Origin of the sequence: Novosphingobium hassiacum (genome assembly GCF_014196055.1) — a bacterium.
Classification (GTDB): domain Bacteria; phylum Pseudomonadota; class Alphaproteobacteria; order Sphingomonadales; family Sphingomonadaceae; genus Novosphingobium; species Novosphingobium hassiacum.
On sequence record NZ_JACICY010000002.1, the window covers coordinates 273,401 to 287,333 of the forward strand.

A 13,933-nucleotide genomic window follows, 5' to 3' on the forward strand; every position below is an offset into this window, starting at 1 on the left:
TAGCGTCGCTTTTCGCCAAACGGACCCGAAAGAAGCGGGAGGGAATCGGATGGCCGGTAGTACAGCAACTGAGCATGCGGACGTCGTCATCGTCGGTGCAGGTCACGGTGGCGCACAGGCTGCGATCGCGCTGCGTCAGAACGGTTTCGAAGGCCGCGTTCTGGTGATCGGCCGCGAACCGGAAATTCCCTACGAGCGCCCGCCGTTGTCGAAGGAATACCTTGCGCGCGAAAAGACGTTCGATCGCATCTGCATCCGGCCCGCGCAGTTCTGGGAAGACAAGCGCGTCGAGATGCGCCTGTCGTCCGAAGTGGTCTCGCTCGATCCGGCAGGCCACACGGTCAAGCTGGCTGACGGGTCCGAAGTCGGATACGGCAAGCTGATCTGGGCGACCGGCGGCGATCCGCGACGGCTGTCGTGCATGGGTGCCGATCTCGCGGGCGTCCACGCGGTGCGCACCAAGGAAGACGTCGATCGCCTGATGCGCGAGCTCGATGCCGGAGCCAAGCGCGCGGTCGTGATCGGTGGCGGTTACATCGGACTCGAAGCGGCGGCGGTGCTGACCAAGTTCGATGTCAACGTGACCCTGATTGAAGCGTTGCCGCGCGTGCTGGCGCGCGTTGCGGGTGAAGCGCTGTCGGAATTCTATCAGGCCGAACACCGCGCGCATGGCGTCGACTTGCGCACCGGTGCGGCGATGGATTGCATCGAGGGCGACGGCACCAAGGTGACCGGTGTGAAGATGGCCGACGGCTCGGTCCTTCCCGCCGACATCGTGATCGTCGGTATCGGCATCATCCCGTGCATCGGACCGCTGATCACCGCGGGCGCTTCGGGCGGCAATGGCGTGGACGTGGACGAATTCTGCCGCACCTCGCTGCCCGATGTCTACGCGATCGGCGATTGCGCCGCGCATGCCAACGACTTCGCCGACGGCGCGGTGATCCGCCTCGAATCGGTGCAGAACGCCAACGATATGGGCACGACCGCTGCCAAGGACATCTGCGGCGCTCCCGTCCCTTACAAGGCGACGCCGTGGTTCTGGTCGAACCAGTATGACCTGCGATTGCAGACGGTTGGTCTGTCGACCGGTCACGATAATGCCGTGCTGCGCGGCGATCCCGCGACGCGGTCGTTCTCGGTCGTCTATATCAAGCAAGGCAAGGTCGTCGCGCTCGATTGCGTGAACATGGTCAAGGACTACGTGCAGGGCAAGAAGCTGGTCGAGGCGCGGGCGCAAATCGCGCCTGAGCTGCTGGCGGATGCGAGCGTGCCGTTGAAGGAAATGATCCAAGGTTAGAGGGCACCACCCCCCGACCCCCTCCTCTGAAGAGGAGGGGGGAAGTGCGCTTACTCTAAAGCCCCCTCTTCTTTAGAGGAGGGGGTTGGGGGTGGTGGCCCCGCGCGATTCCAACCTCGCCAATGCCCACGCTGCCGCATCCGCTACCGCAGCGTCAGGATCACCGAGCAGACTTCGCACCACAGCCAGCAACCCGGCGTCCCCACTGTTGCCCGCCGCGTAGAGGCAGTTGCGCACCATCCGGTCGCGGCCGATGCGCTTGATCGGTGAGCCTGCGAAGACCTTACGGAACGTCGCGTCATCCAGTGCGAGCAGTTCGGCAAGCTTGGGCGCGGCGAGTTCGGCCCGGGGCAGGAACGCGCGGTTGGATTGGGCAGCGGCGGCAAAGCTGTTCCACGGACATGCCGCGAGGCAATCGTCGCAGCCGTAGATGCGGTTGCCCATCGCGGCGCGGAATTCTTCGTCCACCGGCCCCTTGTGTTCGATCGTCAGGTAGGAAATGCAGCGCCGTGCATCGAGCCTGTAAGGCGCGGGGAAGGCGTTCGTGGGGCACGCAGTCTGGCACGCGTCGCATGACCCGCAGCGATCTGCATGGGGTGCGTCCGGGACAAGATCGAGCGTGGTGTAGATCGCGCCGAGGAACAGCCATGATCCGTGGCTGCGGCTGACCAGATTGGTGTGCTTGCCCTGCCAGCCGATCCCTGCTGCCTGACCCAGCGGCTTTTCCATGACCGGCGCGGTATCGACGAAGACCTTGACCTCCGCACCTGGCACCTCTGCTACGAGCCACCGCGCCAGCGCCTTCAGGTTGCGCTTGATGACGTCGTGGTAATCGCCGCCCTGCGCATAGACCGAGATCCGCCCGCGATCGGGGAGGGCCTCAAGCGAGCGCGGGTCCTGCGCGGGCGCGTAGGACATGCCGAGCGCGATCACGCTGCGCGCCTGCGGCCACAGCGATTGCGGCCCGCGACGGTGGTGCAGGCGTGTCTCCATCCACTCCATCGTGCCATGCGCGCCCTCGCCCAGCCATTGTTCGAGCCGTTCCGCGCGAACCGGATCGTCTGCGGCGGGCGCGATGCCGCAGGCGGCAAAGCCCAGCCGCGCGGCCTCGGCGCGCAGCCGCTCCTCGACAGGTCCTGATGCGGCGTTAACCAAGCTTGCTGTCCCGCTCGTTCATCCCCTAACGATAGGGCGATGACCATGAAAATCGAGCTAGGGGAATGGCCGGTGTCCGGCAATGGAGTTGAGCTTGGCAGCGACGTCGAGCTCGCTATCGAAGCGCGCGGGCTGGTAAAGCGCTTTGACGGGTTCACCGCGGTCGATGGCGTGGACCTGTCGGTGCCCAAGGGGTCGATCTTCGGCATTCTCGGGCCGAACGGGGCGGGCAAGACGACGACTCTGCGCATCCTCCTCGGCATCATCGACCCCGATGAAGGCTTCCGCCGCGTGCTCGGCAGCGAACAACCGATGCAAGTCGCACGGCGCATCGGCTACCTGCCCGAAGAACGCGGGCTGTACCCGGCAATGAAGGCCTATGAGGCAATTGCCTTCCTCGCGTCGCTGCGCGGCGTGCCGCTGAAAGAGGGTCGCCGCAAGGGGCGCGAATTGCTTGAGGAACATGGCCTCGGATATGCTGCCGACCGGCAGATCCGCCAGATGTCCAAGGGTATGGCGCAACAGGTGCAGTTGCTCGGCACGCTGGTCCACGAACCTGATCTGGTCGTGTTCGATGAGCCGTTCTCGGGTCTCGACGCGCTCAACCAGGGCAAGCTCGAACGCATGATCCGGGCACTGGCAGAGCGCGGGACGACGGTGATCTTCTCAACTCACGTCATCGCCCACGCAGAGCGCTTGTGCGACCGTATCGCGATCATCGCAGGCGGCAAAGTGCCGTTCGCGGGGCCGGTCGATGTCGCGCGCGACCGGTTGCGTCCGCAGGTTCGGCTCGAGACGCGCCAACACGACGGGCCGTGGCGCGCCGCCATTCCCGCCGATGCGCGCCACGAAGGTGCATTCTGGTATTTCACACTGCCCGAAACCGGGATCGAGCCGCTGCTGCGTGCGCTGATCGAGGGCGATGCGGGTATCCTCAGCTTGTCGATCGAGCGGGCGGGGCTGCACGATGCGTTCGTCGCCATTGCCGGTGAGGCTGCAGCAAGGGCGCTTGAGGAAAGCGCGGGAGAGCCACGATGATCGCGATGCCTGAAAAGTTGCGCGCCGCGCTGGTGATAGCTCGCCGTGATTTCGTCGCGGTGATCTTTTCCAAGACTTTCATCTTCTTCCTGATCGGCCCGCTGTTTCCGGTGCTGGTCGGCGGAATGGCCGGGAATATCGGCAACAAGGTTCAGCAGAATGCCGACCGCCCAACGATCGGCGTGGCGATGGCCGGGGCCGATGCCGACAGGTTGCTGGCTGCGCGCGCGGAGCTGAACGGCCGTCTGGCGGGGCAGTTTCCCGAACTGGTCGTGTTGAAACGGGTTGCTCCCGGGCAAAGCTTCGATGCTCGTGTGGCGCTGGCCAACGACAAGCAGCGCGTGACTGCGGTGGTGGGCGGGACGCTCGACGCCCCGACCCTCACCGGGCCGACCGAACGTGTGAGGCAATGGGTCGGGCTGGTCTCGAACATGGCCGCGCATGCCCGCTCCAGCAGCGCGATGACCTATCCCGATGTTGCGGTCACAGAGGTCAACACCAGCGTCGCCAAGGTCCGCAGCACGCAGGCTTATGTCGCGCAAGGATCGCAGGTCGTGCTGTTTCTGCTGACGATGCTGCTGGCGGGCATGGTGCTGTCGAACCTCGTTGAGGAAAAGGGCAACAAGATCATCGAGGTTCTGGCGGCCGCGATCCCGCTCGACGCGATGTTCATGGGCAAGCTGTTCGCAATGCTCGGTGTCAGCCTGGTCGGAATTGCGGTCTGGGGCTCGGTCGGCGGATTGCTCATATTGATCGGAGGGCAGGGCCTGCCTGCGATGACGGCGCCTGCGGTCGGCTGGCCGCTGTTCGCATTGCTCGGGTTCCTCTATTTCACCATGGCCTATCTCCTGATGGGATCGCTGTTCCTGTCGATTGGTGGCATGGCAAGCACCGTACGCGAGGTGCAGACGCTGTCGATGCCGGTGTCGATGTTCCAGCTGATGGTGTTCTTCTTTGCCAGCTACGCGCTGTCCTCACCGGGCACCTGGGTCGAATGGGCCTCGCTGATTTTCCCGGTCAGTTCGCCTTATGCGATGCTTGCGCGTGCGGCGCAGGAGCCGGAGATCTGGCCGCATCTGGTGGCACTGGCGTGGCAGGTGTTGTGGGTCGTGCTGATCGTGCGCGCAGGCGCCAGCCTGTTCCGGCGCACGGTGATGAAGTCCGGCCCATCGCGCCCGAACCCTGCGGGATTGCTCGTCCGCCTGATCTGGCGCAGGCAGGGCGAGGCTTATTGACATTGATGTAGGTTGTGGCAATCTTCGGGCCGAAACGGACTCCGCAAAAGCGGTAGCCGTACCCGGAGGATTGTCATGGCCACTCAGCTTGCGACGGACGCGCCTGCGTTTGCCTACCAGACTTCACCGACCGCGATCGACGCGTTCACGGCCTGGCTGAAAGACAATCCGCAAGCGCTTCCGGCCAACACCAATCAGTGGGACGTCAGTCGCTCGGACATCTATGTCGAGGACCGCTGGCAGCCGATCTTTGCGGAAATGCGCGCGAAGGCTCCGGTCAATCACGTCGCTGAGTCGCCCTACGGCGCGTATTGGAACGTGGTGAGCCACAAGGCCATCGCGCACGTCGAATCGCTGCCCGAGCTGTTCTCGTCATCGTGGCAATATGGCGGCATCACCATCGGCGATCCCCCGGCCGACGTCGATCCGGCGAAGCTGGCAGAGCGCCAACTGCCGATGTTCATTGCGATGGACCGGCCCGAGCATACCGGCCAGCGCCGCACCGTGGCGCCCGCGTTCACGCCTGCCAAGATGGCGGACATGGAAGCCGAAATCCGCAGGCGAACCGGCGATGTGCTCGATTCGCTGCCATGGGGTGAAAAGTTCGACTGGGTCGACAAGGTCTCGATCGAACTGACCACCGGCATGCTGGCACTGCTGTTCGGCTTCCCGTGGGCCGATCGCCGCCTGCTGGCGTTCTGGTCCGACTGGGCAGGCGATGTCGAACTGACGCTGGCGCGCGAACTTGCCGACACGCGCTTCGCTATCCTCAGCCAGATGGCGCATTACTTCCAGCGGCTGTGGGGCGAGCGGATGGCCGCTCCGCCGACCGGTGATCTCATCTCGATGATGATCCATTCCGAGGCGATGAACCATATGAGCCCGCAGGAGTTCATGGGCAATCTGGTGCTGCTGATCGTCGGCGGCAACGACACCACGCGCAACACCATGTCGGGCATCGTCCATGCACTCGACACGTTCCCAGACCAGCGCGCGCTGCTCGAAGGCGATCCCTCGCTGATCCCCAACACGGTGCAGGAATGCCTGCGCTTCGTCACACCGCTGGCACACATGCGGCGTACCGCCACGGCGGACGCGGAATTGTTCGGGCAGAGCATCAAGACGGGCGACAAGCTGGTGCTGTGGTATCTTTCGGCCAACCGCGACGAGAGCGTGTTCGAGAACCCGGACAAGTTGATCGTCAACCGCCCCAACGCGCGCCGTCACCTGTCGTTCGGCCATGGCATCCACCGCTGCGTCGGCGCGCGCCTTGCAGAACTGCAGCTGCGCATCCTGCTCGAGGAAATGCACGAGCGACGGATGCGTGTGCGCGTGACCGGCGCGGTCGAGCGCGTCCGGGCAAACTTCGTCCATGGCTTCCGCAAGCTGGAAGTGGAGCTTGAAAAGCGCTGATCACGCCACACCTATGACGTGCGTCACGATGTAGACAGGTGGACGGGGCTAGAACCAGCCATGTCCTGCCGGTGGGCCACCGCCCCCCGAGGTTTTTCGCCCTCAGGCTCATCGGCAGGACACGGAAGGTTTCAGATGTTTTCCACTACAGTCGAGCGTCGGCGTTTCCTGGCCCTTCTCGCGGCAGGCGCGGCAATGCCGCTGGCCAGCGCGTGCGGCGCAAAGACAGCCGCCAAGGGCAGCTTCCCGATCCAGAAGAGCGAAGCGGAGTGGCGTCGCGTACTGAGTGCGGAACAGTTCTATATCCTGCGCCAGGAAGGCACCGAACGGCCTTACACCTCGCCGTTGCTCAAGGAGCATCGCAAGGGCACGTTCGTCTGTGCGGCTGATGGCACCGCGCTGTTCGCGTCATCGACCAAGTTCGAGAGCGGCACCGGCTGGCCCAGTTTCTTCCGCCCGATCGCCAAGGGCGTGGGCACGAGCACCGATCGCTCGCTCGGCATGGCCCGCACCGAGGTTCACTGCTCGCAGTGCGGCGGGCATCTGGGCCACGTGTTCGACGACGGTCCTGCACCCACGGGCCTGCGCTACTGCATCAACGGCGACGCGCTGAAGTTTCGCCCAGCCTGAGATTGACCCCGGCTCGCGATCTGCCATCGCGACGCCATGCGCAAATTCTCCGCCCTGATCGCGCTGTTTGCGCCGCTGCTCTGGATAACATGGGGCTGGCAGCCGGTGCCCACCGCCGACAGTCACGCGCAAGTTCGGGTCGAGGACCTGACGCCGGGCGTAGCTGCCGCTGAGCGCACCGCACTCGGCCCGTTTCGGCTCGACCGGCTGTGGCGGCTTTCGGCAGATCACCGGCGGTTCGGCGGCTATTCCGCACTGGTGCCGCTCGATTCGGGCGAGCTGCTGGCGATCAGCGATCGCAACGCCTGGATCAGGATAGCCGAGCCCTTGCGTCCGGGCCGGACTCGTTGGCCGATCGGGCGGCTGATCGCCAGACGCGGGTCCAAGGGGCTGGATTTCGGTTTCGACGTCGAGGCAGCCGTGCGCGACTCTACAGACGGATCGCTGTGGCTGGGTCTCGAAAAAGAGTGGCACGTCGCGCGCATTGGCCCACAACCGGCGCGACTGCGGTTCACCGGGATCAGGGCGCTGCGTACCTGGCCTGAAAACGGCGGGGCCGAGGCAATGACCCGGCTGAACGACGGACGCTGGGTGCTGCTGTGCGAATCATGCGATTCGGGGGGCGCGCATATCGGGCTGGCATTCGCCGGACGTCCCGGGCAGTCGGCGATGCAGCGGTTCGCCATCATCCTTCCCGCAGGTTTCGACCCGGTGGACATGGCACCCTTGCCGGATGGCCGTGTACTGATCCTGACGCGCAAGCTCGAGCTGTTTCCACCGCGCTTCGTCAGCCGCATCGTGCTGGCGGATATGGCGCGGCTGGATGCGTCCCGACCGCTGGCGACCCGCGAACTCGCGCGAATCGAGGGGGCGTCGGTGCGCGAGAATTACGAAGGGATGGCGATCCGTGCCGACGGGCGGAGTCGCGTCACTGTCTGGCTAATTGCAGATGCCAACGATACCGCATTTCAGGAAACCCGGCTGATGCAGCTTTCGCTTGACCCGGCCGCATTGCCATAAGGCGGAAAAGCCCCCTTTCCGCTTGGGAAAGGAGGCTTTTTCAATTCCGGTCCCTTGCGGGAAAGTGGCTTAGGCGGCGACAGCCTTGACCAGATCGCGCTTCACCTTGAGGGCGCGCGAGCTGAGCTTGGTGTCCGACTGCTTGAGCAGCCAGTTGTCGAGACCACCGTTGTGTTCCACCGAACGCAGACCATGCGTCGAAACGCGGAACTTGAAGCTGCGGTCCAGCTTCTCGCTCATCAGCGTGACGTTCTGCAGGTTGGGCAGGAACAGGCGCTTGGTCTTGTTGTTGGCGTGGCTTACGTTGTGACCGACTTGGCGGCCCTTACCGGTCAGTTCGCAGATACGCGACATGTCTAAAACTCACTTCGCTTGTTCGATAACACTTATCGGGAAGGCGCGGCTCTTATCGATTCAACAGGTGAAGTCAAGGATTCGCATGTTGCGAAGTGCCCTTGCCCCCTCTAGCCCGGCCCCATGACCCGCTGGCCCTTGCCCGAACCGATGCGCGCCGCCTTCGACGAGGCGCTGCGGGCGCGCGATGCAGGTGAAGTGCCGATCGGGGCAGTCGTGGTTAAGGACGGCAAGATCATCGCGGCAGCCCACAACGCCCCGCGCACGCTATGCGACCCTACCGCCCATGCCGAAGTGCTGGCGATTCGCGCCGCTGCCGCCGCACTGGAGCAGGAGCGGCTCGATGGGTGCGACTTGTGGGTCAGCCTCGAGCCTTGCGCGATGTGTGCCGGGGCCATCGTCCACGCGCGCATCGCTCGCGTCTACTACGCCGCGCCCGATGCCAAGGGCGGCGCGGTGGAGCACGGCGCGCGGGTGTTCGACCAGCCGACGTGCCTGCATCGGCCAGAGGTCTATTCTGGCATGGGCGAGGGCGAGGCGGCGGAGATGCTGCGCACGTTCTTTCGTGAGCGGCGCTGAGCGAAAGCGAGACCCCCAATTTCATCGTCGCCCCGGATCCGGTCCGGGGCGACGAATTTGAGAGTTACAGTTACACTAGAACGCGCGCCAGATCTTTACCGGGACCGTGTCGGCAGGACCGTTGCCGTTGGGGCAGCGTGCCGGTTTGAAGCCGCGCGAATGGCATATGTGGACCTCGCGCAGCCAGCCGTTGCGGCTTAGCAGCAGCTTGATGGACTCAGGCCTCAATTGCGGATTGGCCAGTATGAGCGCCTGTCGCACCATCCCGGCGTCGAGGCCCTCCTGCCGTGACAGCCGCGCCATGTCGGGGAACTGCAGAGCCTGAAACATCGTCCGGCCCTTGTCGAAATAAGCGGAGGGATCGCGCGTCATGCACGATCCGTGCTTCGCCCATTCGTGCATCAGCAGATCGGCGGACGGCGTCGTGCACATGTTGCGCCGCAGGGTCTGGGCGTCTGGCAAGCGGCGCGCCGGGCACCACTGCGGATAGGCGCCGCCCTTGCCCTCTGGCCACAGGCCGTGGAGCACGAAACCGAAGCGACCCATCGCGCCCGAACACTGTGTGGCGCTGGCAGGATCGGCCTTGCGCGTGCGGCAGAACTCGGGCGACCAGCTAAGCGCCAAGGTATAACCGGTGACCGGCACCACGCGGGGCGGTGCGTCGGCTTGGGGCAGGGGCGGTACGGATACTTGCGGCGGAATGCGGCACTGCCAGCCCTGCGCGAGCGCCGGCGTGGCAGTCAGGGCCAGCGTTAGCGCACCGAGGATGATCCGCACGATGTCAGTCGGCCTTGTCGCGCTTCAGCCACTGGGACGAAGCTGGCAGGAACATCAGCACGCCAGCGCCGATCAGAAGCAGCACGGCCAGTGTCGAGAACGCCGCAAACGGCACGCCGATCAAATTTGCAGCGGCAGGCATTCCGGCAAGGCCCGCAACGTCGGGGACCATCACCAGCAGCATGAACCAGCGCGCAAAGCCGACCCGCGCACGCGAAATGACGAGACCCAGGCCGACGATGACCGCGACGTTGATGAAAGCGCCCGTCAGAATGGTTTGCGGCGTCAGTCCGGTTACTCGCGCATTGACGGACAGGTGCGAAACGATGGCCGCCACCCGCACGAACTGGCTGGCCAGCAGGCAGTATTCGAACCAGCGGATCGTATTGGGGCGCATGGTTTTCGTTTCCATTAAGGGTCAGCCCAGCGGTGTGAAGTCGAGGCCGATATCGGCGGCGGGCGCGCTTTGCGTGAGGCGGCCGACCGAGACGTAATCGACGCCCGAAGCGGCGATTGCGCCAATGGTGTCGAGCCGGACGCCGCCAGATGCCTCGCACGGCACGCGGCCTGCGACGAGGGCTACGGCTTGGCGCAGCAGGTCGGGCCCCATGTTGTCGAGCAGCAGGCGCGTGGCACCTGCGTCCAGCGCAGGCTCGATCTGGTCGATGTGGTCTACCTCGCAGATTACGTCCTTCACGCCCGCGGACAGCGCGCGGCGTACCGCCTCGCCGACGCCGCCTGCTACGAGGACATGGTTGTCCTTGATCATCGCGGCATCCCACAGGCCCATGCGGTGGTTGGTACCACCGCCCGTGCGCACCGCGTACTTTTCGAGATGGCGCAGGCCGGGGATGGTCTTGCGCGTATCGAGCAGGCGCGCCTGCGTATCGCCCATGGCATCGACGTATTGGCGGGTCAGGGTGGCGACGCCGGAGAGATGCTGCACGGTGTTGAGCGCGCTGCGCTCTGCCGTCAGCATGGCGCGGGCATTGCCTTCGAGGCGCATCAGGTCGGAGCCGGGGGCTACGTGGGCGCCTTCCTCGACGAGGATTTCAATCTTCATTGTGGGGTCGAGCGCGCGGAAAAACGCCGCGGCAATCGGCAATCCGCAAACGGTGATCGCATCGCGGCTGTCCATCACGCCGGTAAAGCGCGCGTCAGCCGGAATCACACTGTCGCTGGTAACGTCGTGCCCACCGCCGGGGAGGCCTTCGCCGAGGTCTTCGGCGAGTGTTGCGGCTACAAACGTGTGAAGGTCGAAGCCGGGAATGGAGAAACTGCTCATGCCTCTGCCAATATCACCCTGTCCGTTCGTGTCGAGCGAAGTCGCGACACTGCGCGCGGTGTCTCGCCTACGCTCGAAAGCGAACGGCGGGGGTGACGAAGGAAGTCTGTTTCGCGCAGAGCCGCTGAGGAAGCAGAGGCCGCAGAGATTTCGCGCTGCATCTCTGCAGCCTCATTTTCCTCTGCGGCTTTGCGTGAACCCTTCAAGCGGCTAGGCCGCAACCACGATCAGTGGACGAAGCGCGCCACCACATCACGATAGCTGCGCGAGACTTTCACTTCGGCGCCGGAATCCAGCACGAGAAAGCATTCGCCGTTGGTGTGGGGGCGGACCTGGCGCACCTGATCGAGGTTGACGATCTTCGAGCGGTGGACGCGCTGGAACACGCGCGGGTCGAGGCGGCGTTCGAGATCCTTCATTGTTTCACGCAGGATCAGCGAATTGTCGCCGGTATAGATGCACATGTAGTCGCCGGCAGCCTCGATGCGTTCGATCGTGTCGACATCGACGCGGAAGATCTGGCCACGATCCTTGATGTTGATCAGCTTTTCGAAGCGGCCTGCGACGGGTTCGCCTTCGTCTTCCATCTCGGGCATGGATTCGGGCGAAACTTCGGCGAGCACCATCTTGAGCTTGTCGGCCTCCTCGCGCCCGCGCTTTTCGGCGATGCGGGTGCGCGCGCGGTCGAGTGCGTCGGCGAGGCGATCGGATTCAACCGGCTTGAGCAGGTAGTCGACCGCATTGGCCTCGAACGCCTTGATCGCGTGTTCGGAGTAGGCAGTGACGAATACGAACAGCGGCGGATCGATCTCCATCACGCCCTTGACCACGGAAAAGCCGTCGAACCCCGGCATCTGGATGTCGCAGAACACCAGGTCCGGCTTTTCGGTCTTGATCTTGCGGATCGCCTCACGACCGTTGGAACAGGTGTCGATCACTTCGACATCGGGGAAGGCCTCAAGGCGCAGTTGCAGCCCCTGAATGGCCAGTTTTTCGTCGTCGACGAGGATCGTACGGATTGTCATGCGGTTCCCTTATGGATCACGTTTTGCCCCCGTGAAGGTTTCCCTGTTGGAGCGTGCCCGATGGGAGGACGGGAAAATCGGCTGTCGGTTCCCGAAATCACGCAGATACCCCGCTCGGCATTGGGGCCGGTCGGCGTGATGACAGCGGCACTTGCGGCATTTCGCGCGCCTCGAACGGAAGTTCGAGCACGACCTGAAACCCGCCTTCCGGACGGTTGGAAATGTCGAACCGCTGGCTTTCGCCATAGGCTTGGGCCAGTCGGTCGCGGATGTTGGCCAGCCCGATGCCGGTAGAGTCGCTGCTCACGCCGAACACCGTCGCGGGGTCGGTGCCCGGTTGCAAGCCCGGCCCGGTATCGGACACGGTAACCCGCAGCATGGGGCCGACGAGTTGCGCCTCGATCGTGATTTCCGCGCCGTATTCGAGCGGGCTGACCGCATACTTGATCGCGTTCTCGACCAGGGGCTGGAGCAGCAGAGACGGCATCAGCGCATTGCGCACAGCGTCCTCGATGCGGAAGTGGGTGCGCAGGCGTTCTTCGAATCGCATCAGCTCGATGTCGAGGTAGAGCTTGAGCGTCTCGACCTCCTGCGCGACGGTCACCCGCGCAGTCGGCTCGTTGACCAGCGTGTAGCGCAGGAACGAGGATAGGCGCGAAAGCATCGCGTTGGCAGGCTCGGTCTGTTTGAGCAGCACCAGCGTCGAGATCGAATTGAGCGTGTTGAACAGGAAGTGCGGATTGAGCTGGTAACGCAGCATCGCAAGCTGCGCGCTGGTCGCCTGCGCTTCGAGCCGGATGAGCTGGTCGTTCTGCTCTTCCACCTGCAGGAAGAAATTGATCGCGTAATAGAGCCCGGTCCACGAGATCAGCAGCGTCAGATCGAGGTAGAACACGCCGACATAGAGTTGCGCGAAGCTGGCGTCGCTGCCCTGCCGGTAGAGGCTGATCACCCATGAATCGATGAACGCGTAAAGCCCGACCGCCAACGACAGCACCAGCGCGGTCACGCCCCAGGTGACGACCGGCCGCCGGTTCATCACCGCGCGGTAGATCACCGACAGGATCAGCGAGATCGAAAAGCCCGTGATCGTGGCGATTAGCACGATGATCAGGAACGACCACGGCTGCGCATTGGCAATGGAGGAGACCGCGCGCAGCAGCATCGCGCCGCCCCAGCCGAGCAACTGCAGGCGCCAGAAGGCGCGGTTCTTGTTGCCGAAGAACGGCGTGGGTCTGAACGGCAGCGCGGCCATGAACGGTTTGTAACGGTTAGCGGTCAGGGAAGCTAGCCTTTGCCAAAGGACAAGTAGTGACGCGCGTCATCCCTTGCGGGCGACGTCGATGGCGGCTTGCAGTTGTTCAGGTGGGACAGCGCCATGGATCATGCGCTCGCCGATGACCCACGCGGGCGTGCCGCTGACGCCAAGCTGGCGCGCCATGTCGAGATTGCGCTTCAGTTCATCCTCGACATCGCTGCGCGCGGCAAAGGTGCGCGCAGCGGCGAGGTCCATCCCGGCAAGGCCAGCGGCTGCGGCGATGCTCTCGTTGCTTGGGCGTGCGCCTTCGAACATGGCCTTGTGATAGGCGGGGTATTTGCCCTGTGCAGCGGCTGCCAGCGCCATGCGTGCGGCTGGCGCGCTTTCGGGCGCGATGATCGGCAGTTCGCGGATCACCACGCGCAAGTCGGGATTGCGCGCGATCAGGCCGTCGAGCGCCTTCACGCTCTGGCGGCAGTAAGTGCAGGCAAAGTCGGTAAATTCGACCAGCGTGACCTTCCCGTTGGGGTTTCCGAGCACCGCGCCGGGGAACGGCGTTTCGAGCGCGCCGCGCATCGGCGCAATCTGCGCGGCGGACTCGCGCTGCTGCAGGCGTTCCATCGCTTGGGGCAGGATTTCGGGATGATCGAGGATGTAGCTGCGCACCAGACCTTCAAACGCGGCGCGTTCCTTGCCGTCGATCCCGGCGCTCGCGAGCGAGGCTTCGAGTTGCGCATCGTCGCCGGTCGCGGCGACATTGCGGCGGCTTTCGTACCACCAGCCGATACCGGCCCCGGCAAGGGCGAACAGCACGGCGATCAGGGCGAATGCGCCAAGGCGGCGGGGTGGGGTATCGGTCATCGC

At 64.5% G+C, this 13,933-nt stretch carries 15 protein-coding genes; 7 read left to right on the top strand and 8 right to left on the bottom strand.

Translation table 11 applies throughout. The annotated features are described in order from the left end of the window. Positions 1-49 precede the first annotated feature (49 nt). The gene (locus tag GGQ88_RS06005; protein ID WP_183612218.1) at positions 50-1,300 is read left to right on the top strand and encodes an NAD(P)/FAD-dependent oxidoreductase; all 1,251 of its coding nucleotides are present in this window, start codon (positions 50-52) and stop codon (positions 1,298-1,300) included. A gap of 72 nt (positions 1,301-1,372) precedes the next feature. Here GGQ88_RS06005 and queG read toward each other — a convergent pair whose 3' ends face one another. Beyond that, positions 1,373-2,455 carry a tRNA epoxyqueuosine(34) reductase QueG gene (gene queG / locus GGQ88_RS06010; protein WP_183612219.1) on the bottom strand — a complete coding sequence of 361 codons (1,083 nt, stop codon included), beginning with the start codon at positions 2,453-2,455 and terminating at the stop codon, positions 1,373-1,375. A gap of 45 nt (positions 2,456-2,500) precedes the next feature. Between queG and GGQ88_RS06015 the strand changes: the two genes are divergently transcribed. The 5 genes from GGQ88_RS06015 (at position 2,501) to GGQ88_RS06035 (ending at position 7,791) form a co-directional block, all read left to right on the top strand. After that, on the top strand, positions 2,501-3,493 hold the full coding sequence (locus GGQ88_RS06015) for an ABC transporter ATP-binding protein (protein ID WP_183612470.1): 993 nt from the start codon (positions 2,501-2,503) through the stop codon (positions 3,491-3,493). After that, positions 3,490-4,728 (top strand): ABC transporter permease, encoded by a 1,239-nt coding sequence (locus GGQ88_RS06020; RefSeq protein ID WP_183612220.1) that lies wholly within the window; start codon positions 3,490-3,492, stop codon positions 4,726-4,728. The genes GGQ88_RS06015 and GGQ88_RS06020 overlap by 4 nt, the downstream gene beginning before the upstream one ends. 75 nt (positions 4,729-4,803) lie before the next feature. Beyond that, positions 4,804-6,141 (top strand): cytochrome P450, encoded by a 1,338-nt coding sequence (locus tag GGQ88_RS06025; RefSeq protein WP_183612221.1) that lies wholly within the window; start codon positions 4,804-4,806, stop codon positions 6,139-6,141. A gap of 135 nt (positions 6,142-6,276) precedes the next feature. Then, positions 6,277-6,771, top strand: coding sequence for a peptide-methionine (R)-S-oxide reductase MsrB (gene msrB / locus GGQ88_RS06030; RefSeq protein WP_183612222.1), 495 nt, complete (start codon positions 6,277-6,279; stop codon positions 6,769-6,771). A 36-nt stretch (positions 6,772-6,807) separates the two neighbouring features. After that, positions 6,808-7,791, top strand: a complete 984-nt coding sequence (locus GGQ88_RS06035; protein WP_183612223.1) for an esterase-like activity of phytase family protein — start codon at positions 6,808-6,810, stop codon at positions 7,789-7,791. Positions 7,792-7,860: 69 nt separating this feature from the next. Here GGQ88_RS06035 and rpmB read toward each other — a convergent pair whose 3' ends face one another. Further along, positions 7,861-8,145, bottom strand: coding sequence for a 50S ribosomal protein L28 (gene rpmB / locus GGQ88_RS06040; RefSeq protein ID WP_183612224.1), 285 nt, complete (start codon positions 8,143-8,145; stop codon positions 7,861-7,863). Between the two features lie 123 nt (positions 8,146-8,268). Here rpmB and GGQ88_RS06045 point away from each other — a divergent pair, with 123 nt between their 5' ends. After that, a complete protein-coding gene (locus GGQ88_RS06045) occupies positions 8,269-8,724 on the top strand; it encodes a nucleoside deaminase (RefSeq protein WP_183612225.1) in 456 nt (151 codons plus the stop codon). A gap of 75 nt (positions 8,725-8,799) precedes the next feature. Here GGQ88_RS06045 and GGQ88_RS06050 read toward each other — a convergent pair whose 3' ends face one another. From GGQ88_RS06050 to GGQ88_RS06075, 6 genes are all read right to left on the bottom strand, one after another. Continuing rightward, positions 8,800-9,501, bottom strand: a complete 702-nt coding sequence (locus GGQ88_RS06050) for a ribonuclease T2 (protein WP_343057108.1) — start codon at positions 9,499-9,501, stop codon at positions 8,800-8,802. 4 nt (positions 9,502-9,505) lie between these two features. Next, on the bottom strand, positions 9,506-9,898 hold the full coding sequence (locus GGQ88_RS06055) for a hypothetical protein (protein WP_183612226.1): 393 nt from the start codon (positions 9,896-9,898) through the stop codon (positions 9,506-9,508). Positions 9,899-9,919: 21 nt separating this feature from the next. Next, a complete protein-coding gene (nadC, locus tag GGQ88_RS06060) occupies positions 9,920-10,786 on the bottom strand; it encodes a carboxylating nicotinate-nucleotide diphosphorylase (RefSeq protein WP_183612227.1) in 867 nt (288 codons plus the stop codon). A 227-nt stretch (positions 10,787-11,013) separates the two neighbouring features. Continuing rightward, positions 11,014-11,811, bottom strand: a complete 798-nt coding sequence (locus GGQ88_RS06065) for a LytR/AlgR family response regulator transcription factor (RefSeq protein WP_183612228.1) — start codon at positions 11,809-11,811, stop codon at positions 11,014-11,016. A gap of 97 nt (positions 11,812-11,908) precedes the next feature. Further along, on the bottom strand, positions 11,909-13,066 hold the full coding sequence (locus GGQ88_RS06070) for a sensor histidine kinase (RefSeq protein ID WP_183612229.1): 1,158 nt from the start codon (positions 13,064-13,066) through the stop codon (positions 11,909-11,911). A 66-nt stretch (positions 13,067-13,132) separates the two neighbouring features. Then, a complete protein-coding gene (locus GGQ88_RS06075; RefSeq protein WP_183612230.1) occupies positions 13,133-13,930 on the bottom strand; it encodes a DsbA family protein in 798 nt (265 codons plus the stop codon). Between the last annotated feature and the right edge of the window lie 3 nt (positions 13,931-13,933).

Bases quoted from the DNA above. Each gene is read 5' to 3' on its own strand.
- GGQ88_RS06005 (WP_183612218.1), top strand. From the start codon at position 50: ATGGCCGGTAGTACAGCAACTGAGCATGCGGACGTCGTCATCGTCGGT.
- GGQ88_RS06015 (WP_183612470.1), top strand. From the start codon at position 2,501: ATGAAAATCGAGCTAGGGGAATGGCCGGTGTCCGGCAATGGAGTTGAG.
- GGQ88_RS06020 (WP_183612220.1), top strand. From the start codon at position 3,490: ATGATCGCGATGCCTGAAAAGTTGCGCGCCGCGCTGGTGATAGCTCGC.
- GGQ88_RS06025 (WP_183612221.1), top strand. From the start codon at position 4,804: ATGGCCACTCAGCTTGCGACGGACGCGCCTGCGTTTGCCTACCAGACT.
- msrB (WP_183612222.1), top strand. From the start codon at position 6,277: ATGTTTTCCACTACAGTCGAGCGTCGGCGTTTCCTGGCCCTTCTCGCG.
- GGQ88_RS06035 (WP_183612223.1), top strand. From the start codon at position 6,808: ATGCGCAAATTCTCCGCCCTGATCGCGCTGTTTGCGCCGCTGCTCTGG.
- rpmB (WP_183612224.1), bottom strand. From the start codon at position 8,145: ATGTCGCGTATCTGCGAACTGACCGGTAAGGGCCGCCAAGTCGGTCAC.
- GGQ88_RS06045 (WP_183612225.1), top strand. From the start codon at position 8,269: ATGACCCGCTGGCCCTTGCCCGAACCGATGCGCGCCGCCTTCGACGAG.
- GGQ88_RS06055 (WP_183612226.1), bottom strand. From the start codon at position 9,898: ATGCGCCCCAATACGATCCGCTGGTTCGAATACTGCCTGCTGGCCAGC.
- nadC (WP_183612227.1), bottom strand. From the start codon at position 10,786: ATGAGCAGTTTCTCCATTCCCGGCTTCGACCTTCACACGTTTGTAGCC.
- GGQ88_RS06065 (WP_183612228.1), bottom strand. From the start codon at position 11,811: ATGACAATCCGTACGATCCTCGTCGACGACGAAAAACTGGCCATTCAG.
- GGQ88_RS06070 (WP_183612229.1), bottom strand. From the start codon at position 13,066: ATGGCCGCGCTGCCGTTCAGACCCACGCCGTTCTTCGGCAACAAGAAC.
- GGQ88_RS06075 (WP_183612230.1), bottom strand. From the start codon at position 13,930: ATGACCGATACCCCACCCCGCCGCCTTGGCGCATTCGCCCTGATCGCC.